At 57.9% G+C, this 26167-nt stretch carries 26 protein-coding genes and 3 pseudogenes; 18 read left to right on the forward strand and 11 right to left on the reverse strand.

The genetic code is table 11. From position 1 onward, the window contains the following. Positions 1–218 precede the first annotated feature (218 nt). From pdhA to WE862_RS11600, 5 genes and pseudogenes are all read left to right on the forward strand, one after another. A complete protein-coding gene (gene pdhA, locus WE862_RS11580) occupies positions 219–1307 on the forward strand; it encodes a pyruvate dehydrogenase (acetyl-transferring) E1 component subunit alpha (RefSeq protein ID WP_042033308.1) in 1089 nt (362 codons plus the stop codon). Next, positions 1300–2286, forward strand: coding sequence for an alpha-ketoacid dehydrogenase subunit beta (locus WE862_RS11585; protein WP_041209833.1), 987 nt, complete (start codon positions 1300–1302; stop codon positions 2284–2286). The genes pdhA and WE862_RS11585 overlap by 8 nt, the downstream gene beginning before the upstream one ends. After that, the gene (locus WE862_RS11590) at positions 2283–3383 is read left to right on the forward strand and encodes a dihydrolipoamide acetyltransferase family protein (RefSeq protein ID WP_042033309.1); all 1101 of its coding nucleotides are present in this window, start codon (positions 2283–2285) and stop codon (positions 3381–3383) included. Before WE862_RS11585 ends, WE862_RS11590 begins: the two co-directional genes overlap by 4 nt. Before the next feature lie 206 nt (positions 3384–3589). After that, positions 3590–3799 (forward strand): cold-shock protein, encoded by a 210-nt coding sequence (locus WE862_RS11595; RefSeq protein WP_005302803.1) that lies wholly within the window; start codon positions 3590–3592, stop codon positions 3797–3799. Positions 3800–3891: 92 nt separating this feature from the next. After that, positions 3892–4199 (forward strand): annotated as a pseudogene (locus WE862_RS11600) (hypothetical protein). On the opposite strand, the gene WE862_RS11605 reads toward WE862_RS11600, so the two are convergent. Continuing rightward, positions 4186–4434, reverse strand: coding sequence for a TIGR02647 family protein (locus WE862_RS11605; protein ID WP_042033311.1), 249 nt, complete (start codon positions 4432–4434; stop codon positions 4186–4188). The pseudogene WE862_RS11600 and the gene WE862_RS11605 overlap by 14 nt on opposite strands. Positions 4435–4679: 245 nt before the next feature. On the opposite strand from WE862_RS11605, the gene WE862_RS11610 reads away from it, so the two are divergent. Both WE862_RS11610 and WE862_RS11615 read left to right on the forward strand, forming a co-directional pair. Next, the gene (locus WE862_RS11610) at positions 4680–5234 is read left to right on the forward strand and encodes a hypothetical protein (RefSeq protein ID WP_042033483.1); all 555 of its coding nucleotides are present in this window, start codon (positions 4680–4682) and stop codon (positions 5232–5234) included. Between the two features lie 159 nt (positions 5235–5393). Then, the gene (locus tag WE862_RS11615; protein ID WP_033113422.1) at positions 5394–5786 is read left to right on the forward strand and encodes a DUF2750 domain-containing protein; all 393 of its coding nucleotides are present in this window, start codon (positions 5394–5396) and stop codon (positions 5784–5786) included. A 97-nt stretch (positions 5787–5883) separates the two neighbouring features. On the opposite strand, the gene WE862_RS11620 is transcribed toward WE862_RS11615, so the two are convergent. The 5 genes and pseudogenes from WE862_RS11620 to WE862_RS11640 all read right to left on the reverse strand — a co-directional run bounded on the left by WE862_RS11620 (position 5884) and on the right by WE862_RS11640 (position 13092). Further along, a complete protein-coding gene (locus WE862_RS11620) occupies positions 5884–7734 on the reverse strand; it encodes an extracellular solute-binding protein (protein WP_042033312.1) in 1851 nt (616 codons plus the stop codon). A 122-nt stretch (positions 7735–7856) separates the two neighbouring features. After that, positions 7857–8748: pseudogene (locus WE862_RS11625) on the reverse strand (EamA family transporter). 122 nt (positions 8749–8870) lie between these two features. Then, positions 8871–9617 carry a DNA-binding transcriptional regulator YciT gene (locus WE862_RS11630; protein WP_011706659.1) on the reverse strand — a complete coding sequence of 249 codons (747 nt, stop codon included), beginning with the start codon at positions 9615–9617 and terminating at the stop codon, positions 8871–8873. Positions 9618–9710: 93 nt separating this feature from the next. Continuing rightward, positions 9711–12143 carry a formate C-acetyltransferase/glycerol dehydratase family glycyl radical enzyme gene (locus WE862_RS11635; RefSeq protein WP_042033315.1) on the reverse strand — a complete coding sequence of 811 codons (2433 nt, stop codon included), beginning with the start codon at positions 12141–12143 and terminating at the stop codon, positions 9711–9713. Positions 12144–12195: 52 nt separating this feature from the next. Further along, entirely contained in the window at positions 12196–13092 is an 897-nt protein-coding gene (locus tag WE862_RS11640; RefSeq protein ID WP_042033316.1) for a glycyl-radical enzyme activating protein, read from the reverse strand. 128 nt (positions 13093–13220) lie between these two features. Here WE862_RS11640 and fsa point away from each other — a divergent pair, with 128 nt between their 5' ends. Then, entirely contained in the window at positions 13221–13871 is a 651-nt protein-coding gene (fsa, locus tag WE862_RS11645; RefSeq protein ID WP_042033318.1) for a fructose-6-phosphate aldolase, read from the forward strand. 98 nt (positions 13872–13969) lie between these two features. Continuing rightward, positions 13970–14158: a hypothetical protein gene (locus WE862_RS11650; protein ID WP_042033319.1), complete on the forward strand. Its 189-nt coding sequence runs from the start codon at positions 13970–13972 to the stop codon at positions 14156–14158. Positions 14159–14169: 11 nt separating this feature from the next. Here WE862_RS11650 and WE862_RS11655 read toward each other — a convergent pair whose 3' ends face one another. After that, complete coding sequence (locus WE862_RS11655; protein WP_042033320.1) at positions 14170–15369, reverse strand: HD-GYP domain-containing protein; 1200 nt, start codon at positions 15367–15369, stop codon at positions 14170–14172. A gap of 166 nt (positions 15370–15535) precedes the next feature. On the opposite strand from WE862_RS11655, the gene rsuA reads away from it, so the two are divergent. Further along, positions 15536–16228 carry a 16S rRNA pseudouridine(516) synthase RsuA gene (rsuA, locus tag WE862_RS11660; protein ID WP_042033322.1) on the forward strand — a complete coding sequence of 231 codons (693 nt, stop codon included), beginning with the start codon at positions 15536–15538 and terminating at the stop codon, positions 16226–16228. A 13-nt stretch (positions 16229–16241) separates the two neighbouring features. Here the strand turns inward: rsuA and WE862_RS11665 are convergent, their stop codons facing one another. Beyond that, entirely contained in the window at positions 16242–17141 is a 900-nt protein-coding gene (locus tag WE862_RS11665; RefSeq protein WP_042033323.1) for a DMT family transporter, read from the reverse strand. Positions 17142–17297: 156 nt separating this feature from the next. On the opposite strand from WE862_RS11665, the pseudogene WE862_RS11670 reads away from it, so the two are divergent. Beyond that, positions 17298–18935 (forward strand): annotated as a pseudogene (locus tag WE862_RS11670) (peptide ABC transporter substrate-binding protein). Between the two features lie 10 nt (positions 18936–18945). Beyond that, the gene (yfcE, locus tag WE862_RS11675) at positions 18946–19488 is read left to right on the forward strand and encodes a phosphodiesterase (RefSeq protein WP_042033325.1); all 543 of its coding nucleotides are present in this window, start codon (positions 18946–18948) and stop codon (positions 19486–19488) included. A 44-nt stretch (positions 19489–19532) separates the two neighbouring features. On the opposite strand, the gene WE862_RS11680 is transcribed toward yfcE, so the two are convergent. From WE862_RS11680 to flgA, 3 genes are all read right to left on the reverse strand, one after another. Beyond that, a complete protein-coding gene (locus WE862_RS11680) occupies positions 19533–19949 on the reverse strand; it encodes a flagella synthesis protein FlgN (protein ID WP_041209848.1) in 417 nt (138 codons plus the stop codon). Next, a complete protein-coding gene (gene flgM, locus WE862_RS11685) occupies positions 19946–20275 on the reverse strand; it encodes a flagellar biosynthesis anti-sigma factor FlgM (RefSeq protein ID WP_042033326.1) in 330 nt (109 codons plus the stop codon). The genes WE862_RS11680 and flgM overlap by 4 nt, the downstream gene beginning before the upstream one ends. Before the next feature lie 93 nt (positions 20276–20368). Continuing rightward, complete coding sequence (gene flgA / locus WE862_RS11690) at positions 20369–21052, reverse strand: flagellar basal body P-ring formation chaperone FlgA (RefSeq protein WP_082035546.1); 684 nt, start codon at positions 21050–21052, stop codon at positions 20369–20371. A 144-nt stretch (positions 21053–21196) separates the two neighbouring features. On the opposite strand from flgA, the gene WE862_RS11695 reads away from it, so the two are divergent. The 6 genes from WE862_RS11695 to flgE all read left to right on the forward strand — a co-directional run bounded on the left by WE862_RS11695 (position 21197) and on the right by flgE (position 26147). Further along, positions 21197–22108, forward strand: a complete 912-nt coding sequence (locus WE862_RS11695) for a chemotaxis protein CheV (RefSeq protein ID WP_033114353.1) — start codon at positions 21197–21199, stop codon at positions 22106–22108. Between the two features lie 17 nt (positions 22109–22125). Beyond that, a complete protein-coding gene (locus WE862_RS11700) occupies positions 22126–22950 on the forward strand; it encodes a CheR family methyltransferase (RefSeq protein WP_033114354.1) in 825 nt (274 codons plus the stop codon). A gap of 251 nt (positions 22951–23201) precedes the next feature. Then, the gene (gene flgB, locus WE862_RS11705) at positions 23202–23603 is read left to right on the forward strand and encodes a flagellar basal body rod protein FlgB (protein ID WP_033114355.1); all 402 of its coding nucleotides are present in this window, start codon (positions 23202–23204) and stop codon (positions 23601–23603) included. Further along, on the forward strand, positions 23603–24022 hold the full coding sequence (flgC, locus tag WE862_RS11710) for a flagellar basal body rod protein FlgC (RefSeq protein WP_033114356.1): 420 nt from the start codon (positions 23603–23605) through the stop codon (positions 24020–24022). Before flgB ends, flgC begins: the two co-directional genes overlap by 1 nt. A 15-nt stretch (positions 24023–24037) precedes the next feature. Then, on the forward strand, positions 24038–24772 hold the full coding sequence (locus WE862_RS11715) for a flagellar hook assembly protein FlgD (protein WP_033114357.1): 735 nt from the start codon (positions 24038–24040) through the stop codon (positions 24770–24772). 10 nt (positions 24773–24782) lie between these two features. Next, entirely contained in the window at positions 24783–26147 is a 1365-nt protein-coding gene (gene flgE / locus WE862_RS11720; RefSeq protein WP_042033328.1) for a flagellar hook protein FlgE, read from the forward strand. Positions 26148–26167: the final 20 nt, after the last annotated feature.

The raw sequence follows: 26167 nt of genomic DNA on the forward strand, positions 1-26167 counted from the left end.
TCCCCTTTTTCACATTTTGCATCCTGCATTCAGCGCTGCAAAGTTGCACCATTTACGGCATACCTTGCAACTCATCGCCGAAAATTCAGCTCCTTCGCTACTTTAAAGAAGTTTCTACTGGTCTTACCTGAGTAAATCCCTTTGCTTTTTATTTAACAAGGTATTTACATCTAAGTGTCACCAGCATCGGTGACGCCTACAACGGCAAGGAGCCAGTTATGACCCATGTCGACATCCCTTTCCTTCGTTACCTCGATGCGGAAGGGTGCCCGGTCGCCACCTTACCGACCTGGCTGGACAAGGCGATACTGCACACTTTCTACCGCAATATGGTGATGGTGCGCAGCTATGACAAAAAAGCGATTGCGCTGCAACGAACCGGCAAACTCGGTACTTTTCCCTCCCATCTCGGCGCAGAAGCCGTGGGGATTGGCATTGGGCTCGCCATGCAGCCGCAGGATGTCTACGTTCCCTACTATCGGGACATGCCCACCCTCTATGTGCGGGGCGTGCCGATGGAGAAGAACCTGCAATATTGGGGTGGTGACGAACGGGGCAGTTATTTTCTCAAACCCGATGGGACTCCCTCTGAAGATCTCCCAATCTGCGTCCCCATCGCCACCCAGATCACCCACGCCTGCGGTATTGCCTCGGCCTTCAAACTGCGTAATCAACCGCGCGTCGCCGTGGTCACCATTGGCGACGGTGGCACCTCCAAGGGGGATTTTCTGGAGGGGCTCAACTGCGCCGGTGTCTGGCACCTGCCGATGGTCATCATCGTCAACAACAACCAGTGGGCTATCTCGGTGCCGCGCAAGCTGCAATCGAGCGCCCCTACGCTGGCCCAGAAGGGGATTGGCGCCGGGGTGCGCAGCCTGCAGGTGGATGGCAACGATGTGGTGGCGGTCTACGATGCCGCCCGCAGTGCCGTCGAACGGGCCCGCAGCGGTAAGGGGCCGACCCTGATCGAGGCGGTCAGTTATCGCCTCGGCGATCACACCACGGCCGACGATGCCACTCGCTATCGCGATGGGGCCGAGGTCGAGGCCGCTTGGGCCAAGGAGCCGGTCAAGCGGCTGCGCCAGTTCATGCACAGCCAGGGCTGGTGGGATGAAGAGCAGGAGCAGAGCCTGCTGGCGGAGGCCGCCCGAGAGGTAGAGCAGGCGGTCGCCCGTTATGAGGCGATGGCGCCCCAGCCGCCGGAGGCGATGCTCGATTATCACTACGCCAGCCTGCCCGCCGAACTCTTGCCCCAGCGCGAGCGAGTGATTGCCAAGGGGATGAAGCAGGAGGTTGGCCATGAGTGAGATCAGTTTGCTGGAAGCGGTCAACATGGCCCTTCACTACGAGATGGAGCACGACCCTGATGTGGTGGTACTGGGCGAGGATGTGGGGGTCAACGGCGGGGTGTTTCGTGCCACGGTTGGCCTGCGCGACAAGTTCGGTTTCAAGCGGGTGATCGACACGCCGCTGGCCGAGGGATTGATCGCCGGGGTGGCGGTCGGCATGGCGACCCAGGGGCTCAAGCCGGTGGCTGAGTTCCAGTTTCAGGGCTTCATCTTCCCCGGGATGGAGCAGATCATCTGTCAGGCGGCGCGGATGCGAAACCGCACCCGAGGTCGCCTCTCCTGCCCCCTTGTCTATCGCTCTCCCTATGGCGCAGGCATCCATTCGCCGGAGCATCACAGCGAGAGCGTCGAGGCACTGTTTGCCCATATTCCCGGGCTACGGGTAGTGATCCCCTCCAGCCCGAGACGCGCCTATGGCCTGCTGCTCTCGGCTATCCGTGATCCGGATCCCGTGATGTTTTTTGAACCGGACCGCATCTATCGCTCGATGAAATCCGAGGTGGTGGATGACGGTGTCGGCTTGCCGCTGGATGTCTGTTTCACCCTGCGCCCGGGCCGGGATATCACGGTAGTGGCCTGGGGAGCCTGCATTCAGGAGGTGATGCGGGCGGCGAACCTGCTGGCCGAGCAGGATATTCAGTGCGAGGTGCTGGATCTGGCCACCATCAAGCCGTTGGATATGGAGACCATCCTCACCTCGGTGCGCAAAACCGGTCGCTTGCTGGTAGTGCATGAGGCGTGTGGCAGCTTCGGGGTCGGGGCCGAAATTGTAGCGCGGGTGACCGAGCAGGCACTTCCCTGCCTCAAGGCGCCGCCCAAACGGTTGACCGGCGTGGATGCCGCCGTGCCCTATTATCGCAACGAAGCGTATTACCTCATCACCGAGCAGGATATCGCCGATGCCGCTCACCAGCTGATGGAGAACCAGTGGCTATGAAATTTTTCAAATTACCTGATCTGGGTGAAGGGTTGGCCGAAGCCGAGATCGTCGAATGGAAGGTGAGTGCCGGTGATACCGTCGAGGTCGATCAGGTGCTGTTGTCGGTGGAAACGGCCAAGGCGCTGGTGGATGTACCCTCTCCGGTGGCCGGGGTGATTGCCCGTCTCTGCGGCGCCGAGGGGGATATCCTCCATATCGGTGCGCCGCTGGTGGAATTCGAGGGGGGCGAAGATGATGGCACCGTGGTGGGCAAGGTGAGTGCCCATCAGCAGCATATCGAGGATCACTTCGTGGTGGGGGCCATTGCCCCGGGTGGCTCGCTGGTACAAGCCATGCCAGCGGTGCGACTGCTGGCACAAAAACTGGGTCTGGATATCGACCGGATCAAGGGAAGTGGCAGCGGCGGTATGGTGACCGAACTGGATGTGCAGCAGGCATTCGAGGCCCAGCAGAGCAGTGGCAACGAATTCCTCAAAGGGTCACGGCGAGCCATGGCCAAGGCGATGGAGCTCTCTCATCAGACGGTGGTGCCGGTCAGCATCACCGACGAGGTGGATTTGCGTCACTGGCGCCCTGATGAGGATGTGACGGTGCGCCTTATCAAGGCCATTGGCGTGGCGTGCCGCGCCGAGCCCTCGATGAACGCCTGGTTTGATGGTGAAACCCTGTCAAGACGGTTGTTCAAAGAGGTCAATGTGGCCATTGCGGTGGATTCCAAACATGGCCTCTATGTGCCGGTGATGGAGAACGTAGCCGAGCGGGAGGGGGCAGATATCCGGCAGGGGCTGGATCGGATGATCGCCGATGTGAAGGCGCGTGCTGTGCCCCGCGAGATGTTGCAGGGGGCGACTATTACGCTCACCAACTTCGGCGCCATCGCAGGCCGTTATGCCAGCCCTATCGTGACGCCGCCGCAGGTGGCCATCATCGGGGCGGGTAAGTTGTTCGAGAAAGTGGTGTTCATCCATGGCGAGGCTCGTCCGGTGAGGGCACTGCCGCTGTCGATGACATTTGACCACAGAGCCTGTACCGGCGGCGAGGCGGCCCGCTTCCTCAAGGCACTGGTACAAGCGCTGGAAGCGCCGACCCTGTAACGGTTGTGCCCTGCCGTTGGCAGGGCACAAATTTGTTTGCGTAATCTACAAAGCCACGTATAATCCTAGGCAGCTTGAAAGGGCGATAGTTATGTCAATGAATTTGATGTTTTACATCTTTTCCTGTTGTTCATAAATTAATCCCGTTTTTTGAGCTTTACCCGCTGAAAAGCATAAGTAATTATTTTGAATACAGGTTTAAAGATATGTCTAACATGATCACCGGTACCGTTAAGTTTTTCAACGAAACCAAAGGTTTTGGCTTCATCCAGCAAGAAAACGGCCCGGACGTTTTCGTTCACTTCAGCGCCATTCAAGGTAACGGTTTCCGTACCCTGGCTGAAGGTCAGCGCGTACAGTTCTCTGTGACCCAAGGTCAGAAAGGCCCGCAGGCTGAGAACGTAACTGCTCTGTAATTCTTACAGAATTTAAGAAAGCCGTGGTGCCTCTGGTACCACGGCTTTTTGTTTATATGGCCTTTGTTCCTGACTCATACGGTGTGTGAATCATGTTCCAGACCCTGTTGCTCCTGACTGCATTGACCCCGATTGTGGATGAACCCGCACCGGTGCAGGCCGCCATGGAGGCTGAGCGGGTTTGCCAGCAGTTTGTCCATGTGCGGCTAGGTGAAGAGCGGCAACCGGATGAAATTGAGGCCCGCCTGATCCCCGACAGGGAGTCAGAGTGGCTGGTCGATGGCAAAGTAAAAGTGACCCGAAGCGTCCTTTGCTGTTTGCCTGTCATCTCCATCAGGGAGAGCGCTGGGAGCTGCTCAACTTTTCGCTGTGGGCTCCCCAGCCGGTCAAAGCGGTTTGAGTGCGACCAGCAGGTGCTGCAGATGCTCTACCATGGTCATGCCAAACGGGGTGAGGTAGCCGCCATCTTCGGCACTGATGAGCCCTTGCTGATGCAGGTGAACCGCTGCCTGGCACAGCTCTTCAGACATGTCGCTGCGTAATTTGATGCCCAGGCTCATGTTGGCCGGATCAAAGCATGCCAGTATCTTCAACTGGTTTATTACGTCATCAGAAATCTGATCGATACCAATCATGGATCTACTCCTTACGCTAAAGATGTATGCAAACTAGCACTCCCGGATCCACTTTAGTGGGCGCTGGTTCAAAGTATTGGTCTTTGTCTCTGCCATACCCTGCCGAGTGCTGTTTTTTTGGGCGTAATCAGATGGTTGCCACTTCTCCTCGCAAGCCCCTCACCATGCCAAACGTGATAGGATAGAGCCCTCCTGTTAACCGGACGGTTCGCTTGCGACTGTTCGCCCAGTTCAAGGTATTGCTCATGGTCAAGATCACTCTGGTATCCCTGCTGCATTCACACTCTGCCGGTTTTCCGGTCTACCCCGTCTCTCTGTTGACCTCCTTGCTGGAGAGCCATGAGGGTGATCTGTGGTTGCCTGCCCGCAAGGGGAGCGATATTGCCCAACTGCGCAAGCATGCCAAAGGGGCTCAGGCCCGTGAACTGGCAAGTCTCGATGCCGGCTGGTGTGACTTTGCCACCGGTAAGGAGGGGGCGACTGCCGAGCTGGATGCCCTTGCCAACTACGATGCCGAGATGATGGAGAATCTCCAGATGTATTGGCACAGTGCGGCCAAGATCAACAGCCCCATCAGTGACAACCTGTTCGAGCTGCGCCGCGAAGTGGTCGATGAAGCGCACGGCGCCAAACTGGCGACAGCCTGGCTGGCGCAGCAGCAACTTCGCTTCGAGCAGTTGATGAGCGCGGCGGCGAGTGGCCGGGAGCAACTCTGCTTTGTCGAGGTCGAGTCAGCCTACTGGCTGCGGCAAAAACTGAGTGAAACACCGGATGTGGAGCTGATCACCCCGGTGTTTTAATCCGGCCAATATGGCGAGCCTGGCTTTTTTATCCGGCTCCCTGCTCTATCCTTATGGGCGTTTCGCTTCCCCCGTCTGGCGTCAGGGGGGGGCAGGCTGGACAAGCTGACCACAAGATGTGAACATGGCGCCCTTTATCGATTGAGAGAGACTTGGCCAATGAGCTATGAACTGAGCGACACCGAGCGCAATGCCGCGCTGCAACTGAACGCTGACTACCGTTACGATCACTTCATCAGCAAGCTGGTCGAGCATGAAGAGCTGTTTGTACTGACCGACGAGCACGGCGTCATGATGCTGACTACCGACGATGAAGATTGCATCCCGGTATGGCCGCACCCGGAATACGCCAAGGCGTGGGCCGAAGGGGAGTGGGCCGAGTGCAAGCCGCAGTCCATCACCCTCAAGGTGTGGCTTGATCGCTGGATCGACGGCATGGAGCAGGACGAACTGTGCGTCGCCGTGTTCCCGACTCCGGATCAGGAAGGCATTGTGCTGGAGCCGGCCGACATCGCTGACGCTATTGCCCAGAAGCAGGCCAAGCGCGGCTAATCGCCCCCAGCTCGACGCGAGCAACTGAGGTTGCAAAAAACCGGTTGCAAAAGAAGACCCCGCCAGTGTGTGGGGTCTTTTTGTATCTGCCGCTGGCTCAGGGCTGCTTGAAGCGGGTATCGACCTGAGTTACGGTAGGGAAGCTCTGGCCGCTCTTGATGGCCTCCCGCGTTTCATTTTTTACCTGTTCGTCGATCCAGAACAGACCGCCATAGCTGTAACCGCTGTTGCCGCCATCGAGGGGCCAGTGGAGCAACTCGCTCTTGGGCGTAGCGGGCACCTTGGGCAGTTTTATCCAGCGCCAGGCACCATCACGGGTGTAGGGCACCTGATAGGTGGGCACGAAGCTGGCGAGCTCATAGAGCCGCTGCTGGATCTGGCGCGACAGCTCGGCCTTTTTGCCAAAATCGAAAGCCTTGTCGTACTGCTCTACCAGGGCGGTCATCGCCTCGTCATCGATGTTCATGATGTTGTTGGTTTGCGGTTTGTGGGCGTTGATCTTGTGAAAGTGCTCCCAGTAGGCGGGGTAGCGACCAGCACTCCAGGCCATCCAGGCACTCTGGTGCTTTTTCTCCAGTATCGACTTGAAGCCAGCCGAGGCGTCCATCAGGTTTAGCTCCAGATTGAGCCCCGCCTTCTTGGCCTCCTCTCGCAGCAGGGTCAGACGTTGGGCATGCTCTGCCGTGGTGTAGGTGATGGTCAGGGTAAGCGGCTCTCCCTTGCCATTTTGCAAAATGCCGTCAGGGCCGGCGGAGGTAAAGCCCGCCTTGGCAAAGTAGGTGCGCGCCAGTTTCGGATCGAAGGGCCGCGCCTTGAGCTCGGTGTTGGTAAAATCTCCCTGACCTGCGCCGTAGCTGTTGAGGCGCTGATAATCACCGCGCAGCAGGGTGGTGAGCATCTTGTCGATATTGAGGGCGTGCTGGATGCCGAGCCGCACATCGAGATCGCTCAGCAGCGGATCGGCGGTGTTGAGATAGAGGCCCGTGGGGGATTGCGGGGTCTGGTTGTAGAACCACAGCCGCTCTATATAGCCCTTCTCGAACTCCGGCGTTTTGCTCTTGTCATGCCACCAGTTGGGCATCACCAGTGGGAAGGTATCGAGCTCGCCGCGCAGGAAGTGCTGCCAGGCGATGTTCTGATCCCTGATCACCTTGATCTCGAGTCGTGCGGGATTGAAGCGGTGCTGGAAGTAGCGCTCGTCATCGCCCCACCAATCCTTGACCCGTTTGAAAGTGACCGACTTGCCCTTCTTCACCTCGTCGATCTGGTAGGGGCCGGTGACCGGCAGCACCTTCCAGTTGTACTCCTTGACCCAATTGCTGGTGAGCTTGATGGCGTGGCTCGGCTCCGGGCTGATGGGCAGTGACTCCAGCAGATCCTGGCGACTCTTTGCAATGCCGCTGGAGATGGAGAGGGTGTGGTCGTCAAAGCGGGTCACATCGACAATCTGGGTACTGTAGTAGTTGTTGTACCAGGGATCGTTTATCTCCTTGCTGCGCATCATCTTGAGGGTAAACACCCAGTCATCGGCGGTAACCGGTTGGCCGTCCGACCAGCGAGCTTTCGGGTTGATGCGAAAATAGAGGGTCTTGTTGTCGGAGCCGAAAGCCCATTCACTCGCCAGCATCGGCATGGGGTTGCCGGTAATTGGGTGAGTGGCCAGCAGCGGCAGGTTGGTCTCCCTGACATAGGCAGCAAACGCACCATTGGAGTCAGGCCCGAACTTGCGCAGGGTGAGGGGGAAACTGGTGACGAAGTCGCGGAATGTTCCCCCCCGTTTGGCTGCAGGATCCGCGTAAACGGGATCCGTGTTGTTGCTCTCCCACTTCAAATCGGCTGGCAGGATGGCGCTCCAGCTGTAGTGACTCAAACAGAGGGTCAGGGTGATGGCACTGGTGCGAAGAAGGCGCGGGATGATCCGGGATCCGGCGGTGAATGTCGATGGCATATCCTTGCTCTCCTGATAGCTGCGTCCTGCAGGTCACCTGATGGTGGCTTCAGCCCCGTTGGGGGCTGGCTCATGATGGAAATTTTCCTCGCCCCGGTCAATGGCGGCGGGCAAATAACGGATCAGGCGGCCTGTGGTTTGAACCAGCGCAGCCGGCCGCCCAGCAGATGCACCACAAAGCCGAGTAGCACCAGAGCAGAGCCCAGCCACTGCAACGCAGTGGGATGCTCGTCCAGCAGCAGGGCTGCCGCCACCATGCCGACACAGGGCACCAGCAGGGAGAGGGGCGCTACCTGCGCCACCGGATAGCGCATCAGCAGCCGCCCCCACAGACCGTAGCCGAGCCAGGTAGCGACAAAGGAGAGATAGAGCACGCACAGGAAACCCTGCCAGCTGATATTGAGCAGGCTGCTGGTCATCAGTTCCGGCCCCTCGAACAGCCAGGAGAGTGCGAAGAAGGGGAGGATGGGCACCACTCCGCCCCAGGCGATAAGGCTGGGCAGGGTGGTCTGATAGCGCAGCCCGATCTGGCGATTGATGACGTTGCCAAGGCCCCAGCAGGCGGCCGCGCAGAGGGTCAGCACGAAGCCGAGCAGGGTGAGATTGCCTTCGCCATGGGTGGCGATGAGATAGAGGCCGGCCCCCGCCAGCGGCAGGGCTACCCAGTGGTGGTGTTGCCAGCGCTCACCCAGCCAGATCATGGCGAACAGCAGGGTGAACACCACCTGGGATTGCAGTACCAGCGAGGCCATGCCAGCCGGCATGCCGAACTTCATGGCGCAGAACAGAAAGGAGAACTGGCCCAGACTGATGGCGCCGCCATAGGCCAGCAGCCAGCGCCAGGGCATGGCGGGTCTGGGGACCCAGCAAGATGGCGGGAAAGACCACACCGACAAAGCGCAGCGCCCCCAGCAGCAACGGGGGAATTCCCTCCAGCCCCCACTTGATGGCGACGAAGTTGAGCCCCCAGCAGAGAATGACCAGAGCGGCCAGAAACTTGTCCTTGATGTGCATGCGGCGTCCTTCGGTTCGTGGCCCGGGAGAGGCCAAAAGAGGACGAGCATACCCCAGCCTCGGTGGGCGCCGTCAAGCCGTCAGGTGGTGGAGCACCCCGGCAACGGGGGGCAAGGTGCGATTCAGGCGGCGACGCAGTGCACCGTGATGCCACGCGCGGCCAGGGTGGCCCGCATGGGGGCGGGCAGGGCGTCGTCGGTGACCAGCACGCCGATCTGGCCCGGTGTACCGAGCGGGCTCGGGTGGATGGCGCCGAACTTGCTGCTGTCGGTGATGACCACATTGGTCACCCCCTTGGCCAGCACGCTGTTGACCACGTCGGCCCGCATCATGTCGCGGCCGGTGAAGCCCATCTCGGGATGAAAGCCATCCACCCCGATGAAGGCCTTGGAGAAGTGCACCTGCTCGATGCACAGTCGGGTCAGCGGCCCCACCACGCTCTCGCTCTGATGCTGGAACAGGCCGCCGAGCAGCACTACCTGAGCCTGGGTATCGCGCAGCAGGTGGGCAATGTAACTGCTGATGGTGATGATGGTGACCCGCTTGTGCAGGGCCAGATGGCGGGCCAGCAGGGCGTTGGCGCTGCCCCCCTCGATAAAGACCGTCTCGCCATCCTCCACCAGCTGGGCGGCCCGCTCGGCGAGGCGCTCCTTGAGCAGGTAGTTGATGTTCATCCTGGCATCGGGGTCGTCGCTCTCCAGCGCCATGGCCGAGCCGTGCACCCGCTTGAGCAGCCCCTGCTTTTCGAGAGCGGTCAGGTCGTTGCGCACCGTCACCTCCGAGACCCCGGTACGTTGGGATAGCTCGCTCACGCTCATCTTGCGGGCCTGATGGACCAGGGTGAGGATCAGTTGGTGGCGTGGGTTCATGGGACCTCGCTGGTTGACAGTGGATAGCGGCAAGCCACCGCTCGGGTGGCTTGCCGGTCATATAAGGGGCACAGCTGCCCCTGGTGGGGCCCGTCAGAGACTGTGCTCGGTTCGGGCGATGATATCATCTTGCGCATCGGGGGATAAGGCGGTGAAGAAGGCCGAGTAACCCGCCACCCGCACCACCAGATCCCGGTACTGATCGGGATGGGCCTTGGCCGCCAGCAGGGTTTCCCGCGAGACGATGTTGTACTGCACGTGCCACCCCTTGTGTACCTCGAAGAAGGTGCGCAGCAGGCTCATCAGCTTGGCCTTGTCCCGCTCGTTTTCAAGGCTGGCCGGGCTCAGCTTCTGGTTGAGCAGCACGCCGCCGAGGATGGCCGCCGTGGGCAGCTTGCCAAGGGAGTTGAACACCGCCGTGGGGCCGAGACGATCCGAACCCGATGAGGGGCTGGCCCCTTCCGCCAGCGGCGTGCGGGCGTGGCGGCCATCCGGGGTGGCCATGGTGGCCGCACCGAAGGGCACGTTGGCCGAGATGGAGGAGGTGCCCGCATAGTAGGTGCCGCCGATGGGGCCGCGTCCGAAACGGGTGTTGTGCAGCCCCTTGAGTTCGTCGATGTAGCTCTGGTAGGCCTGTACCAGCAGCATGTCTACCTCGTCCAGATCGTTGCCATATTTGGGGGCGGCATTGGTGAGGCGCATACGCAGTTGCTCGCCTTTGACCCCGGCAAAATCCTGCTCGAGCGCTTCGGCCAGCTCACTCTGGTCTACGACCCCCTGCTCGAACACCAGTTTCTTCAGCGCCGCCAGACTGTTGCCCAGGTTGGCGATCCCCACCTGCAGGCCGGAGACCCAGTCATAGACGGCGCCCCCCTGCTTGATGGTTTTGCCACGTTCGATGCAGTCATCCACCAGGGCGCTGCAGAGGATGTCGTGGGCCTGAGCCTCTAGCACGCTGTCGACCACACAATCGATCTCGATGGATTTGCGGGTGAAGTAGCGCACCTGCTCGTCCCAGCGGGCCATCACCTCGTCGAAGTGGCCGAACGTGCCGTCCCGCAGCGACTGGGACTGAGGCAAAAAGACCTTGCCGGTGGTGGCATCGCGGCCGCCATCGAGCGCCGCCAGCAGGATGCGGGCGAAGTTGATGAAGCTCATGCCGGTGCAGCGATAGCCCCACTTGCCGGGCACTGCGGTTTCGATGCAGCCGATGGCGGCGTAGTGGTGGGCATCCTCCTCACTTACGCCGAGCTTGATGAACTCGGGGATCACCACCTCGTCGTTGTTGAAGGCGGGCATGCCAAAGCCGCAGCGGATCACCTGAATGCAGGCGTCGAGAAAATCTTCGCTCATGCCGGCGTGGTAGCGCACCGAGAGGTTGGGCTGGGTCGAGCGCAACTGGCCACAGGACTCCAGAATCGCGTAGGAGAGACCGTTGACTGCGTCATGGGCCTTGCCATCCAGCCAGTTCTGGCCGCCGATGGTGACGTTCTGATAGAGCGGGCTGCCGGCAGATGCTTTGGAGTGGGTGCCAGAGCGGATCTTGTTCACCTCCAGCAGCTTGAGCCAGCACCCTTGCAGCAGTTCGATGGCGCGTGTGCGCGGCAGGGATTCCGACAATTCCACCTCGCGGCGATACCAGGGGTAGAGGTACTGATCCATTCGGCCAAACGACACCGAGTGGCCGTTGGACTCGATCTGCAGGATGAGCTGGATGAAGTAGCAGAGCTGCAGCGCCTGCCAGAAGGTCTCTGGAGGCTGGTGGGCGATGTGGGCGCAGTTGAGCGCTATGGTCTCAAGTTCACTGCGGCGCTCGGGGCGCGATTCCTGTGCTGCCATGTCGCGGGCCAGCGCGGCGTAGCGTTCGATGTGCAGGCTGACGGCATCGAAGGTGATAGCGACGGCTTGCAAAAACTGCTCGCGTTGCAGGTCGGCCCAGTCAGCCAGATCGAGCCGACCACGCCGCTCGGCTACCTTGGCCTTGAGGCCATCGAGACCGAGGGCAAGCAGCTGCTCGTAATTGACCGCGAGGTGAGCATCCCCCGAGGTCATGTTGCCCTCGGCCTTGATGATGCCGCTCTCCAGCAGCCCCTTCTGTTCATCGGTAAAGAGGCCGTAGCAGCGATCCTGCACCGTCTGGCCGCGCCAGAAGGGGGTGAGGGTGTGGATGATCTGCTTGTCTCTCATGCTCACCGCAAAACCGGCGCCGGGGCGGTCGGCCAGCTCGTCGATCTCCTTCTCGATCCAGCCCACCGTGTATTCGGGAAAGAGCGGCGCCGCCCGCACCTGACTGGCCTGGTTGCCGACGATGAGCTCGTCGTGCTTGATCCAGATGGTGCGCTCCTTGAGGTGGTGGGCCAGCGCCAGGGCGCGGCGCACCGGCAGCGGCCGGGCCAGATGGGCCTGATAGGCCTCGGTGTAGTGACGGGCGCGCTCGGTGCAGACCGGCGGTTGGACGATGTGGATCAGGCTCTCCTTGTGGGCACGGATCCGCGGGGGCAGGGTAGTGAGGTCGAGCTGGGTCATGGTCTTATCCTCTGGTCATTGGGCCGTGAGTGGCTGATGTCATGGGGTGTTGCTAGCCCCGGGTGAGCGGGGTCAGCCCCTGCGCACGGGCACACTCATGGGCAAAGGCGAGCAGTGCCGGGTCATCGAGTGGCAGCAGGGGGGCCTGATAGGGTTGGTCGAGCAGGGCGTATTTGCCTGCGCCCAAGGTGTGGTAGGGGAGAAAGTGGATCTCCTGCACAGTGCCAAGGCTGGCGGCAGCTTGGGTAATGGCCTCTATGGATGCATGGTCGGCATTGAAGCCGGGGATGAGCGGCACCCGGATCTGCATGGCCACGCCGCGCTCGGCCAGACGCTTGAGGTTGGCTAGAGGCAGGGCGACCTTGCCGCGGGTCCAGTCGAAGAAGCGCACTTCATCCACATGCTTGAGATCTGCCAGCAGCAGGTCGAGATGGGGGAGGCTTGGCTCAATCTGGTGCCAGGGCACGTGCAGGCAACTTTCCACTGCGGTATGCAGCCCCTCGGCCTTGCAGCGGGCCAGCAGATCGGCAGCAAATTCGGGCTGCATAAACGGCTCGCCACCAGAGAGGGTGACTCCGCCGCCGCTGCGCTCGAAGAAGGGGCGATCCCGCAAGATGGTGGTCATCAGGGGATCCAGACTCTCCTCCCGGCCGCATACCTGCAGCGCTTCGCTGGGGCAGAGGCCGCGCAGCCGTTCCACATCCTGATTGCCGAGGGTTGAGCGGGCGAGCTGGACACCCTGGCTGTCACGCAAGATTGCCGGACAGGCATCGCTGCAGAGCCGGCATCCCTCGATGCATTGGCGCCGGTCGAGTAGTATGTCCGGCTTGGGAGAGCGGCTTTCCGGGTTTTGACACCAGCGACAGGCCAGCGAGCACCCCTTGAGAAATACCAGGGTGCGAATGCCGGGGCCATCGTGAGTTGAATAGCGTTGCAGGTCGAAAATCATACCGCCTCCTTTTGTATTTGCATTCTATTTGCTTTCGTTCAAAAGTTGATTTGATTTTGATCAACTAAATTGCGGATGTTATCTGGCTAAAATGGCGACAGATTGAACATCCCTTTAAGGAGTCAGAGATGGAGCTTTATCTCGATACTGCCGATGTGGCTGCGGTGCGCCGCTGGTCACGGATCCTGCCGCTGGCTGGCGTTACCACCAATCCGTCCATTGCTGCGGCAGGCGGCATGCCGCTGACCGAGTTGCTGCCCGCCTTGCGGGAGGTGCTTGGGCCCAAGGCACGGCTGTTTGCCCAAGTGATGGCCAAGACCGAGACCGAGATGGTGCGCGAGGCGTTTGCCCTGCGTGAACTGGACCGCGATCTGGTGATCAAGATCCCGGTATGTGAAGAGGGATTGGCAGCCATCAAGACCCTGACTGCCAACGGGGTGCCGACGCTGGGGACGGCGGTCTATACCCCGCTGCAGGGTTGGCTGGCGGCGGTAGCGGGGGCTGAATACGTGGCGCCCTACGTCAACCGGCTGGATGCGCAGGGGGGCGACGGCATCGCCACCGTGCAGGAGCTGCAGCAACTGCTGGCGCTGCATGTTCCGGGCAGCAAGGTGCTGGCGGCGTCGTTCCGCACGCCGCGCCAGGCGCTCGACTGCCTGCTGGCGGGCTGCCAGTCCATCACTCTGCCGCTCGATGTGGCCGAGCAGCTGCTGAGAGTGCCGGCGGTGGACGCGGCGCTGGCGAAATTTGATCAGGATTGGCAGCAGGCATTTGCCTGAACCTGATTGAAGGCAAGATGACGGGGTGGCAGAGGGCTAAGCTATAAGAGAGCGCCCGACGTGACGGGCTGGTGTCGATGGCTGATCGGAGGTGCCCCATGAGCGACCACTCCCTGCTGCCCCATGGTGAAGATTTGCGCCGCGCCGTGCGCTGGCTCAGCGAGCACCATCAACACGATATTCGAGCCATCGAAGAGGCGTGTATCCGTTTTGATTTGTCGCCGCTGGATGAGGAGTTTCTCATCCAGCATTGCGCCGAGCGGCAGCGAGAAGGCGAGTCGGGCTAGATGGAGCGGATTTAGACGAAGTTGGCCAGATTGATGCCAAACTCCTTGGGATCAACCGTGTTCTCGATGGTTTCCTGAACCCCGTTTTTGGCGAGATCCAGCCACTGCACATCAAGGTAGTGGCGCTGGGTCGCGTGATAGATCACCTTGACCACCGGCTTGAGCGGCTCCTGCTGATTGCGCTGCATGACAATGGCCAGCCGCTGGTTTGACAGCTGCACCAGCGTACCCACCGGATAGACCCCCATGCATTTGATGAACTTGGTGACCAGCTCGGCATCGAAGTGACTGTGCAGCCCCTTGAGCAGGATGCGAAACGCCTGGGTCGGTTGCATCCCCGCCTTGTAGACCCGATCTGCAGTGATGGCATCATAGACATCAACAATGCCGCTCATGCGGGTATAGAGCGAGAGCTGATCGCCTTTGAGCCGCTGTGGATAACCGGTGCCATCGAGCCGCTCGTGGTGATTGGCCGCCACTTCCAGCATGGTGGGGGTGATGCCGGGAGTGTTGCTCAAGATCTCGTAGCTGTGCACCACATGCTGGCGCATGATGGCGAACTCCTCGTCGGTCAGCTTGCCCGGTTTGTTGAGCACCTCGTCGGGCGTCATGATCTTGCCCACATCGTGCAGCAATCCCCCGAGCGTCAGCTCCTTGAGCACGCTGCGCTCCAGCCCCAGATAGCGGCCAAAGTTGGCCAGCAGGATGGCGACGTTCATGGAGTGCTCCATCAGGTAGGCATCCTTGGCGCGGATGCGGGCCAGACAGAGCATGGCGTCGCCGTGGGTAAACATGGTGTCTACCATCTCTTCGGCGACTTCGGCCAGCGGGGTGATATCGATGGGTTCGCCTGCCTTGAGATGGCTGATGAACTTGCCTTGCAGCTCGCGTGCTTCCTGATAGAGGCGGCGGATCTTGAGCTCCTTGCCCTCACCGTTGGCACTGACCCTGCGTCTGGCCTGATCGCTGCCGTTGCCAAGCTCGGGCGACGCGACCGCTTCGCTCTCGGTATGACCCAGCTTGCTGCGGGAGAGATCGATCCGCACCGTGAGTACACCCTGACGAACCAGATTGGCAATTTGTCCCTGAGTGGTGACCAACCCCATCTGGGCAATTTCCATTCCGCCGGTCTGGCTGGCAATAGCGATGACATACATGCCGGGTTTCAGCTGATTGACGGGGATGACAGGATAGGATGCTTGAGACTTCATGGCGGCTTCCCGAGATTTATTATTATGAGTATCGCCCGTGATGGGTCATAGCGCAGTGTAACATTGGATGGCCACTTCGTCACAATTGGCCGCCCGTTAACAGTGGCGTTGTCGCCCCCGCCAGATATAATGTTGCCCCTTTACTTTTTGGACTCCGAGGTTGTGAATGCGGCTTGATAAATTTCTGTGCGACTGTTCCGATTTGACCCGTTCGCTCGTTGGCAAACTGATCCGTCAGGGTGAGGTCATGGTGGATGGCATCGTGGTCAAGCAGCCGGCGTTTCACATCAATGAAGAGAGCCAGATCGAGTTCGACGGCGTCACTCTCACTCTGGATCGCCGCAATCGCTACTTCATGCTGCACAAACCCGAGGGATATGTCTGCTCCAACGAGGATCCCGATCATCCGACCGTCTTCTTCCTGATGGATGAGCCCTCCATGGGCAAGTTGCACGTGGTGGGGCGCCTTGACCTCGACACCACCGGACTGGTGCTGGTGACCGATGATGGCCAGTGGTCCCATCGCATCACTTCTCCCCGCCACGAGTGTGCCAAGACCTATCACGTCTGGCTGGCCGATCCGGTGAGCCCGGATGCCATCGCCCTCTTTGCCGAAGGAGTGCTGTTGCGCAGTGAAACCGAGAAGACTCGTCCCGCCCAGTTGGAGTTACTGGGTGAGTGCGAGGCGCGTCTGACCATCCACGAGGGCAAGTACCATCAGGTGAAGCGGATGTTTGCCGCCATCGGCAACAAGGTGGTGGGTCTGCACCGCGAGCAGGTCGGTGGCTTGGCGCTGGATGAAGATCTGGCACCCGGCGAGTACCGTGAACTCACCGCAGACGAGATTGCTCTCTTCTAAATCCTCCCGGGTGTCAGTGGCCGCTGGCACCCAGTACCAGCACTGTGCCCAGCGTGGCGAGCAGGGTTCCGCACCATGCCGCCGCCGAAGGCCGTTCCCCCGAGTGCCACCACAAGAGCGGCAGCAGGATCACCGGCGTGGTGGAGGAGAGGATCGCCACCATTCCCACGTCGCCATATCGCAATGCGAGCAGGATCAGCGTCATCCCTAGCGCCATGGCCAGAAAGCCGTTGATGGCGATCATGCCGAAGATTTGACGGTTGATGGGACGAAATGCTCGGGTCAGCGGCAATCCGGTCAGCCGCAATGCGCAGTGGGCCAGCAGGGCGCTGACCATCCTGACTCCCGATGCACTCACCGCATCGACGTTGCCGCTCATCATGACCGGCTTGGCGATAATGGCGCCCAGACTCTGACAGAGGGCGGCGGTGAGGCCAAGCGCCACACCGATAGCCAGACTTCCCCGTATCCGCTCCCATTCGCTGCCACTGCTGCGCCGGCCAAACAGGATGGCCAGCATGACGCCGGCAAAGACCAGCAGGGCGCCAGCCAGTCGCGAGCCGGTCAACTGTTCATTGAAGATCCAGAGTCCGAGCAGGGCAGAGAAGAGGGCATGGCAGGAGAAGAGCAGGCCGCTGCGCCGCGGGCCGAGCCGGTTCATACAGGCGTAGAGCGCGGTATCGCCGATAAAGATACCGATCAGTCCGGACAGGGCGAGTAGGGGAAGGGCGCTGCCGGAGAGGGTGTGCCAGCCGCCAGTCAGCAGACTGATGCTGCCAAGCATCAGGCTGACCAGAAACATCCGCCAGCGGCTATAGGCAAACGGGCCCAGATGGCGGGCTGGTTTGACCGAAATCAGGGCGGCAACTGCCCATAAACTGGCCGATGCGAGAGCCAGCCACTCATAACCCATAAAAACTCCCGAAAAAATTAACCCTAAAGACTCCATCTCCGGGGCAAGCCCGATACAATACGGGGCGTTTTCGGGGATAACAAGGGCGGCATCAGGCATTCATCAGGCGCGCCGTCGGCCTTCCCCTCCTGCAGTGGTTTTATTCGAGGTTTTGTCATGAGGTATGGTCTCTTCCCCCGGCTGGCGCAACGCTGGCTTTCTCCGCTTTTACTCGGTGTGCTGGCGTTACCGCCGGCATACGCCACTACGGTGGAGATGGCGCCCCGCTTGTCGGATCGGCAGGTGTTGGTCAAGGGTAATGGCGGTGAACCCGACTCTCTGGATCCGGCGCTGATGCGCAGCGGTTTTCCCGGTGAGGAGGTGTTGGTGGATCTCTTTGAAGGTCTGGTTAGCGAGGATGGCCAGGGACGTATCGTGCCTGCCCAGGCTGCGCGTTGGGAAGTGAGCGAAGATGGCCTCGAGTGGCGGTTTTTCCTGCGCCCCCAGTTGAAGTGGTCCAATGGAGATCCGCTGGTTGCCGATGACTTTGTCTACGCCTGGCGCCGGCTGCTTGATCCTGCCCTCGGTTCCCCCTCGGCGACCTTGCTGCTGACTGCCGGGATCAACAATGCCCAGTCCATCTATGCCGGTGCGCTGGAGCCCGCCAATCTCGGGGTCGAGGCGCAGAGCGAGCAGATCCTGAAGGTTACTCTGGAGCGACCGGTTCCCTATTTCCTGCAGCTCATCAGCCAGCTGCCATTCGTGCCGGTCAATCAGCAGGCGATCGCCCGTTTTGGCAAGCAGTGAACCGAGCCCGGCAAGCTGGTGAGCAATGGTGCCTATCGCTTGGCAAACCGGGTGACCAACGAGCGGCTTGAAGCGGAGCGCAACAGCAATTACTGGAATGATCGCCATACCCGCATTCAGCGAGTCACCTATCTGCCCATCGCCTCACAACATGCCGAGCGTTTGCGTTATGAGGCGGGGGAGATACAGCTGACCAACCGGGTATCGCCCGACTATTACCAGAAGATGAAGCAGAGCGATCCGCTGCGAGTCTGGGGATCGCCGTTGTTGGGCACCTATCTCTACACCTTCAATATGCGCCGCCCCGAGCTGCAGGATGTGCGGGTGCGCCAGGCACTCTCCATGGCCATCGACCGCTATCAGTTGGCCAAGTCGGTGATCGGCCAGGAGGAACTGGCCGCCTGGTCTCTGGTGCCCGATATGCCGGGTTACTCCCACCTCTCTCTCCCTGTTGCACTGGAAGACCAGATGACCCGCCAGGCCAGGGCCGTTGCATTGCTGACCGCAGCCGGTTACAGCAGTGCTCATCCACTTAGGCTGAGCATTACCTACAACACGGCTGATACCCACAAGAAGATAGCCACCTTGATTGCCGGTATGTGGCGTCAGTTGGGGGTTGAGGTCACGCTCAACAATCTGGAGTGGAACAACTATCAGGTCGCCAAGGATAGCGGTGATTTTCTGGTGGCAAGAAGCTTTCTGTTCGGTGATTACGTCGAGCCCTCGGCCATGCTGAACAGTTTCCGCTGCCAGGATCTGCGCAACGAAAGCGGTTACTGCAATCCCGATTTTGATCTGTTGCTGGAACAGGCGGCCAGCACTCTGGATGAGAAGAGCAGGGTTGCACTCTATCAGCATGCCGAACAGCTGCTGATGGAAGAGGCGCCCATCATCCCCGTGTATCATTACAACCAGATGCGACTGGTTGATCCCACTTTGCACGGGCTTCCCAGCCAGAATCTGAAAGGGACGATTGCCACCAAGGATCTCTATTTCGGCCCGCTGTAAGGAGCACCTAATGAAACTTGCCATTATTTCCGACATTCACGGCAGCATCACGGCTCTGGATCTGGTGCTGTCACGGCTGGACACCTGGCAGCCCAACCACTACCTGTTGCTCGGCGATCTGCTCAACCACGGCCCGCGCAATCCCGTGCCTGAAGGATACAACCCGGCTGCAGTTGCCGAGCGCCTCAACGAGCTGGCCCCCTATATCATGGCGGTGCGGGGAAATTGCGATTCCGAAGTGGATCAGATGCTGCTCGCGTTTCCCATCACAGCCCCTTACAACCAGCTACTGGTTGATGGGCGCCGCTGGTTTATGAGTCACGGTCATCTCTACCGCCCCGATGAGGTGCAACTGCCTGCGGACAGTGTATTTTTGAGCGGCCACAGTCATGTTCCGGTACTGGAGCGGCAGGGAGACCAGATCTTGATGAATCCGGGCTCCATCTGTTTTCCACGCGGTGAACTGCCAGCCAGTTATGGCTGCTATGAGGCGGGAGTCCTGAGCGTCAAAAGTTGTGTCGACGGGCGAGAATTACTGCGACTGGTGCTGTAGGTCTTATTGATTGCAGAAAGTGGCAAGGCCTGACTCGTCGAGAGTCAGGCCTTGATACCGAAGGAGCGGGTGCCTGAGCGGGTATTGCCCTTGGCATCGTAGGTGAGGCTGTTGCGATCGCGCAGCTGACTTAAAAAGCTCGCCAGACGGCGATTGGAGACAATGCTGAGCTCCAGCAGTCGACCGTTGAGGTCATTTTGTTCCTGACAGGCATCCAGTTTTTCCCGGATCCTGGTCATCTCGTCAGGATAAGCCGCCAGTTGCTGAGCCAACTCAGGCAATTGGGCCAGCTGTTTATCCAGACTCTCTATTTCAGCAAGCAGCAGCTGTTTTCGCTCGGTGAGTTCGGGCAGGGCCAGTGCCTGATGCTTTTCGAGCAACGAGAACTCCTCTTCCAGAATGCTTTGCATCTGGCTGAGGTGTTCATCCTGGGTGTGCAGTAACGAAGGCAGATCCATCATCCGAGAACTTTGTCCAGATTGGTCTCAAAGCTGAACATCTTCTTGGCCACAGCTTCGCTGTTCACCTGATATTCGCCACTGGCAACGGCTTTCTTGAGCCGCTCGACCTTACTTTCGTTGCCGGTTGAGGCCGCATTGAGATTCTGCTGCATCTTTTGCAATTGTTGGGCCTCGCTGGTCAAGGAGACGGAGTCCAGCTTGACTGCAGCCGCTTTATTTTCGGGCTCTGGCGAAGAAGAGGTGACTGACTTGTTGCCTGTCCCCTGGCTGCTAACGGTGTTTTGCAACCGATTATTCGCCAAGTTGTTGATATTGTTGATGGCCATTTGAGTTACCTTCGTCTGCTTTAAGGTTTGCTTACCTGTTTATCGGTGCGGCAGGTCAAAACTTTAGAAAAAAGTTGGTGATAAACCCGACATTTAAAAAGCGACCGTTACGGCACCGACTGCACTGACTTTTCCTTCGACAGTTTTTCCGGAGCGAATATTAACAAGCTTGATGATCTCTCCGAAGCTGCCATCTTGCAAGGCTCGGGCCATGGTTTTGATCTGGAAGCTGCTATTTTCGGCTGTCAGAGTGACCTGATCACCTTTGCATACTACACATACCTGACTCAAACGGATTGGTTGCCCCGGTTTGATTTCTCGTTTGCTGCGTACGCCGACCAGCATGCTCATGTCGGTCAGGTAGTCGCCGCGGATTAGCGTCTGATCCTGATAACCCAGTTGCAGCTGGCTTTCACTCAATAGGTCGCCTTTGGCAATCGGAGCGTTGACCGTTACATAGGGCTTCTGGATGCTCACTCGTACCGGAAGATAGACATCCCAGGGTTTGTCTTCCTCACATTTCAGGTAAACTGTTGTATTACGGCGAATTTCCATTTTTCCAGGTAAGCTGATGGTCAATAGATCGTCGCAGCGGGTCAATGGAAGTCGCTCATCAAGGGTTGCCGCCGTTACTTCAGCCTTGGCATCTAATGGCACCTCGAGCTGGTTAAACACGAACTCTTGTGCTTTTTCTTGCAAATAGGTGGTGACGTCCGAGGCGTGGCTGGAAGAGATGCTGCCAAAAAAGAGGCTGATGAGTAAAAGTCGGTTAATCATTTTTGCTCGTTGGTCGATAAGTTGTTCACGCATATCACCATATTTAACTATGATTGCTTCAGAATCTGTTCGTTGTCACATCGATAGTCTGACGCAATCCATCACGCATGCATGATTAATGCCAAGCGTTTTTAGGGAGTGTTTATGGCCAGTATCCTGGACTCGGTCAACCAACGTACCCAGCTAGTGGGGCAAAACCGGCTGGAGTTGTTGTTGTTTCGTCTCAATGGACGTCAAAGATTTGGCATCAACGTATTCAAAGTGCGTGAAGTGTTGCAGTGTCCTCCCTTGACCGTGATGCCCAAGTTGAACTCCTGCATTCGCGGGGTAGCGCACATTCGGGGTCAGACTATTTCGGTTATTGACCTGAGCATGGCGATGGGCAAACGTCCCATTGAAGACCTGAGCAAGTGCTTCATTATTATCTCCGAGTACAACCGCTCCATTCAGGGATTTTTGGTCCACTCGGTCGAGCGCATCATCAACATGAACTGGGAATCAATTCTACCGCCGCCGAAGGGCGCAGGCCGTATCAACTACATGACGGCGGTTACCGAAGTGGACGGTGAGTTGGTTGAAATTCTCGACGTTGAACGCATTCTCAACGAGATCTCTCCGGTCTCCACCGAGGTTAGTCAGGAGCTGGTTGAAGCGAGTGTCGAGCACCCCACTCTCGGACGCCCTGTGCTGGTAGCCGATGACTCATCGGTTGCTCGTAAACAGGTTCAGCGCGCACTTGAGGCAATCGGGGTTGAGTGTGTATTGGCAAAAGATGGTCGTGAAGCATTGAACATGCTGCTTGAGATGACCAAGAATGGTCCTATCAAGGAGCAGATTGCCCTCGTCATTTCGGATATCGAAATGCCGGAGATGGATGGTTACACCTTCACTGCCGAGATCCGCAATAATCCCAATCTCAAAGACTTGCATGTTATTCTGCACACATCCCTCAGTGGAGTATTCAACCAGGCAATGGTGCAGAAAGTGGGGGCCAACAATTTTATCGCCAAGTTCCAACCGGATGAATTGGCCAAGGCCGTACAAAACGCACTCTAATAAAGAAGAACAGCTGCATGAAGACACTTTCGGACGACTTATACAAACAGTTCAGCAATTTTCTGGCGGTACAGAGCGGAATCGTGCTGGGTGATAACAAACAGTATCTGGTGAAGAGCCGTCTTTCACCTTTGATGGCTCAGTTTGGCATCGAGAGTCTGTCTGACCTGGTTACCCGTGCAATGAGTGTGCGAGAGCGTGACCTGAAAATGGCAGTGGTAGATGCCATGACAACCAACGAGACACTCTGGTTTCGTGACACCTATCCGTTCCAGTTGCTGACTGACAAGATTTTCCCTGAACTGGGTAAAAGCGGCCGACCCGTCAAGATTTGGTCTGCAGCGTCATCTTCCGGGCAGGAGCCATACTCCATTGCCATGACGGCGCTGGAGCAGCAGATGAAAAAGCCCGGCACCTTGCCTGGTGGTGTACAGATCGTGGGGACGGATATTTCGACCACCATGCTCAACCAGTGCAAAGAGGGTGTCTACGACAGCCTTGCTTTGGCGCGGGGCTTGTCACCTGAGCGCAAGAAGATGTTCTTTGAACCATACGGTGACAATAAAATGCGGGTGGTGGAACGAGTCAGAAAATTGACCACGTTCCGTCCCTTGAATTTACTGGAAAGCTATAGCTTGCTCGGTAAATTTGACATTATTTTCTGTCGTAACGTGCTGATCTATTTTGCCCCAGAAGTGAAGTCAAAGATCCTCAACCAGTTTGCTGCAAGCCTCAATCCGGGAGGATATCTGATGCTGGGGGCATCGGAGTCACTGGCTGGTTTGACTGATCGATTCGAGATGATCCGTTGCAATCCGGGGATTGTTTACAAGGTGAAATAGGCCTTCAATCCGCACTCCAGCTGGATTGACAGAATAGCGGCAATATCACGCCAGAGGGAGGCACAATGCCTCCCTCTTTATTTATACCAGACATGCCAGAAGCCCTCTGTGCGTGGGTTCTCCATCGTCAGCCTGTTTATTGGCGCATTCCGTGCTTCCTGATGATGCAACCCTTTACTTGCGTACCTCTCATTACCTGTCTTTTGTGGCATAGCTCTTGCTTGGAAACAGTATCAAGCAGGAGGTGAGCTATGGCTCTTTCATTCGACAAGGCATTTGGTGTTCATCAATACACGCTGGGGGTTCGTGCCAAGCGTGCAGAAGTGCTTTCCAGCAATATTGCCAATGCCGATACCCCTGGCTACAAGGCCAGAGATATCGACTTTGCACAGGCATTGCAGGATGCGCAGCACCAACAACAGGGGTTTGGTCTGGCTACCACCAGCGAAAAACACTTTGCCTTGAATATGGATGCGCCCGGTTCGGTTCAATATCGCAACCCGTTGCAGCCTGATACCGGTGACGGCAATACGGTGGATGTGCAGCAGGAGCGCACAGAGTTCCTGCGTAACAGCCTTGAGTATCAGACCTCCCTTGAATTCATGAATAGCAAGATCAGCGGCCTGCTCAAGGCGCTGAAAGGAGAACAGTGATGAGTTTGTTCAAGGTCTTTGACATAGCCGGCTCGGCCATGAGCGCGCAGACCGTGCGGCTCAACACTGTTGCCAGCAATATGGCCAACGCAGATAGCGTCAGCTCCAGTGTGGAAAAAACTTACCATGCCCGGCGGCCAATTTTTGCCGCTCAGCTCGATCAGGCTATGTCGGATAATCAGGGCTCGGTTGGGGTTGAGGTGAAAGGGATTGTCGAGAGCAAGGCTCCATTGCTCAAGGAGTACAACCCCAATCATCCCATGGCGGACAAGGATGGCTTCATTTTCAAGCCGAACGTCAACATGGTTGAAGAGATGGCGGACATGATCAATGCCTCGCGCAGCTATCAAACGAACGTTCAGGTTGCAGACTCGGCCAAGAAAATGCTTCAGCAGACGCTGAATCTTGGCAAGTCCTGATAGGGGGAATGCAACATGGTTGATACAACCAACAGTGTGAACGGCATCAGCCGAACCACTAGTCAGACGACAGGCACGACAACTGCCCCCAAAAAGGAGCTGGATCAGGCAGCATTTTTGACGCTGCTGACCAAGCAACTTGCCTACCAGGATCCGTTCAAGCCGGTAGACAATGCGCAGATGCTCTCTCAAATGACCTCGATGTCGACATCTGAGGGCATCAGCAGTCTTTCTGCACAAATGAGCAATCTCAACACCCTGATGACCTCTAGTCAGGCGTTGCAGGCATCTGCGCTGGTTGGCCAGAATGTATTGCTGCCAAGCAACGTGGGTTATCTGGAAAAGGATGGTTCCATTTCCGGTGTCGTTGCTGTGGGTCTTGAGAACAAGTATTCGAACGTCAAGATTACGGTAGAAGATGAGAAGGGACAGGTTATCAAGGAGTTTTCCCTGGAAGGGGAGCAACGAGGTAACGTGGAATTTAGCTGGGATGGCAAAGATAAAGATGGCAACCCGGCAAAAGCAGGCAAGTACGTCATCAAGGCCAACGGGGCAATGGATGGCAAGTCGGAAAGTATCACTGCGTTTACTTATGGCAAGGTTGATAGCGTGGTCCTGGGGAACGGTTCAAATCCGACCCAGCTCAATTTGAGAGGACTGGGCACTACAACCCTGAACAGCATCCTGCAAATTTCGGGAAGCAACCAAAACCAGAAACCGTCAACGACCAAGTCGACAGCATCGATCTGAGGAGCAATATATGTCATTTAACAATGCCTTGAGCGGTGTCAATGCGGCACAGAAAGACTTGAACGTCACCGCCAACAACATTGCCAACGTCAACACCATGGGCTTTAAAGAGTCACGTGCTGAATTTGCTGATGTCTATGCCAACTCAATCTTTGTCAATGGAAAGACGCAGGTCGGTAATGGTGTCGCGACAGGCGCTGTTGCCCAGCAGTTCCATCAAGGGGCACTGCAATTTACCAATAATGCGCTGGATTTGGCGATCCAGGGTAACGGCTTTTTTGTCACTTCGGATGGTCTGACCAACCTAGATCGCACCTACACCCGTGCGGGGGCTTTCAAGCTCAATGAAAACAGCTATATGGTCAATAACCAAGGGGCCTATCTGCAGGGTTATGAGGTAAACGTCGATGGCACGCCGAAAGCGGTGAGCATCAACGCAACCAAACCGATCCAGATCCCTGATCGTGCTGGTGAGCCGACCAAGACCACTAAAATCGAAGCCAGTTTCAACCTCAAATCTGACTCAACCCCTCTGGCCGCCGGTGGTTCAGCGGCAGACCCTTCGTTTTTTGATCCAATCAACAATCCGAAGAGTTATGCCTCATCCACATCAGTTACGATCTATGACTCTTTGGGATCCCCTCATGTAATTACCCAATATTTTGTTAAAGAGGCTGATCCGACAGATCCAACCAAGCCGGCAAGTCCGACGGCTTGGCGTATGTACATGTATGAGGGGAATAAACCGATAGATGTAGCTGGCGGTGTGGCAACCACGATGTCGGGAACCGTTACCAATGTTCCACCACTGGCAGCCCGCTTCACCTTCGGTGCCGATGGCAAGATGATCACTCCGACCACGCCTGCCGCAATCAAAACAATTCCCTTGGGTACCCCTGGTGCTGGCATCATCAACAATGGCGCAGACGGTACCCAGCAGGTAGATATTCAGCTCGGTACTGTAACCCAGTACTCCTCACCATTTGAGGTGAACAAGTTGACACAGGATGGTTCCACTGTTGGCCGCTTGACCAAAGTCGAGATTACGCCGGATGGCATTGTCTCCGCAACCTATAGCAACGCCACGACTCTGAAGGTTGCTATGGTCGCTATGGCCAAGTTTGCCAACTCACAAGGGTTGACCCAGGTGGGTGATACCTCCTGGCGGCAGTCACTGCTCTCCGGCGATGCCTTGCCGGGAACGCCCAACTCCGGGACATTCGGTACTGTCAAATCCTCGGCGCTGGAACAATCCAACGTGGATTTGACCTCAGAGCTGGTGGATTTGATCACTGCCCAGCGTAACTTCCAGGCCAACTCCCGTTCCCTGGAGGTCAACAGCTCGCTGCAACAGACCATCCTGCAGATCCGTTAATTGATCTACTGGCTATTTTA

This window comes from Aeromonas jandaei (genome assembly GCF_037890695.1).
Lineage (GTDB): Bacteria > Pseudomonadota > Gammaproteobacteria > Enterobacterales > Aeromonadaceae > Aeromonas > Aeromonas jandaei.

What these genes read in the sequence shown, in the direction of transcription:
- pdhA (WP_042033308.1), top strand. Translation starts at nt 219, where the DNA reads ATGACCCATGTCGACATCCCTTTCCTTCGTTACCTCGATGCGGAAGGG.
- WE862_RS11585 (WP_041209833.1), top strand. Translation starts at nt 1,300, where the DNA reads ATGAGTGAGATCAGTTTGCTGGAAGCGGTCAACATGGCCCTTCACTAC.
- WE862_RS11590 (WP_042033309.1), top strand. Translation starts at nt 2,283, where the DNA reads ATGAAATTTTTCAAATTACCTGATCTGGGTGAAGGGTTGGCCGAAGCC.
- WE862_RS11595 (WP_005302803.1), top strand. Translation starts at nt 3,590, where the DNA reads ATGTCTAACATGATCACCGGTACCGTTAAGTTTTTCAACGAAACCAAA.
- WE862_RS11605 (WP_042033311.1), bottom strand. Translation starts at nt 4,434, where the DNA reads ATGATTGGTATCGATCAGATTTCTGATGACGTAATAAACCAGTTGAAG.
- WE862_RS11610 (WP_042033483.1), top strand. Translation starts at nt 4,680, where the DNA reads ATGGTCAAGATCACTCTGGTATCCCTGCTGCATTCACACTCTGCCGGT.
- WE862_RS11615 (WP_033113422.1), top strand. Translation starts at nt 5,394, where the DNA reads ATGAGCTATGAACTGAGCGACACCGAGCGCAATGCCGCGCTGCAACTG.
- WE862_RS11620 (WP_042033312.1), bottom strand. Translation starts at nt 7,734, where the DNA reads ATGCCATCGACATTCACCGCCGGATCCCGGATCATCCCGCGCCTTCTT.
- WE862_RS11630 (WP_011706659.1), bottom strand. Translation starts at nt 9,617, where the DNA reads ATGAACCCACGCCACCAACTGATCCTCACCCTGGTCCATCAGGCCCGC.
- WE862_RS11635 (WP_042033315.1), bottom strand. Translation starts at nt 12,143, where the DNA reads ATGACCCAGCTCGACCTCACTACCCTGCCCCCGCGGATCCGTGCCCAC.
- WE862_RS11640 (WP_042033316.1), bottom strand. Translation starts at nt 13,092, where the DNA reads ATGATTTTCGACCTGCAACGCTATTCAACTCACGATGGCCCCGGCATT.
- fsa (WP_042033318.1), top strand. Translation starts at nt 13,221, where the DNA reads ATGGAGCTTTATCTCGATACTGCCGATGTGGCTGCGGTGCGCCGCTGG.
- WE862_RS11650 (WP_042033319.1), top strand. Translation starts at nt 13,970, where the DNA reads ATGAGCGACCACTCCCTGCTGCCCCATGGTGAAGATTTGCGCCGCGCC.
- WE862_RS11655 (WP_042033320.1), bottom strand. Translation starts at nt 15,369, where the DNA reads ATGAAGTCTCAAGCATCCTATCCTGTCATCCCCGTCAATCAGCTGAAA.
- rsuA (WP_042033322.1), top strand. Translation starts at nt 15,536, where the DNA reads ATGCGGCTTGATAAATTTCTGTGCGACTGTTCCGATTTGACCCGTTCG.
- WE862_RS11665 (WP_042033323.1), bottom strand. Translation starts at nt 17,141, where the DNA reads ATGGGTTATGAGTGGCTGGCTCTCGCATCGGCCAGTTTATGGGCAGTT.
- yfcE (WP_042033325.1), top strand. Translation starts at nt 18,946, where the DNA reads ATGAAACTTGCCATTATTTCCGACATTCACGGCAGCATCACGGCTCTG.
- WE862_RS11680 (WP_041209848.1), bottom strand. Translation starts at nt 19,949, where the DNA reads ATGATGGATCTGCCTTCGTTACTGCACACCCAGGATGAACACCTCAGC.
- flgM (WP_042033326.1), bottom strand. Translation starts at nt 20,275, where the DNA reads ATGGCCATCAACAATATCAACAACTTGGCGAATAATCGGTTGCAAAAC.
- flgA (WP_082035546.1), bottom strand. Translation starts at nt 21,052, where the DNA reads ATGATTAACCGACTTTTACTCATCAGCCTCTTTTTTGGCAGCATCTCT.
- WE862_RS11695 (WP_033114353.1), top strand. Translation starts at nt 21,197, where the DNA reads ATGGCCAGTATCCTGGACTCGGTCAACCAACGTACCCAGCTAGTGGGG.
- WE862_RS11700 (WP_033114354.1), top strand. Translation starts at nt 22,126, where the DNA reads ATGAAGACACTTTCGGACGACTTATACAAACAGTTCAGCAATTTTCTG.
- flgB (WP_033114355.1), top strand. Translation starts at nt 23,202, where the DNA reads ATGGCTCTTTCATTCGACAAGGCATTTGGTGTTCATCAATACACGCTG.
- flgC (WP_033114356.1), top strand. Translation starts at nt 23,603, where the DNA reads ATGAGTTTGTTCAAGGTCTTTGACATAGCCGGCTCGGCCATGAGCGCG.
- WE862_RS11715 (WP_033114357.1), top strand. Translation starts at nt 24,038, where the DNA reads ATGGTTGATACAACCAACAGTGTGAACGGCATCAGCCGAACCACTAGT.
- flgE (WP_042033328.1), top strand. Translation starts at nt 24,783, where the DNA reads ATGTCATTTAACAATGCCTTGAGCGGTGTCAATGCGGCACAGAAAGAC.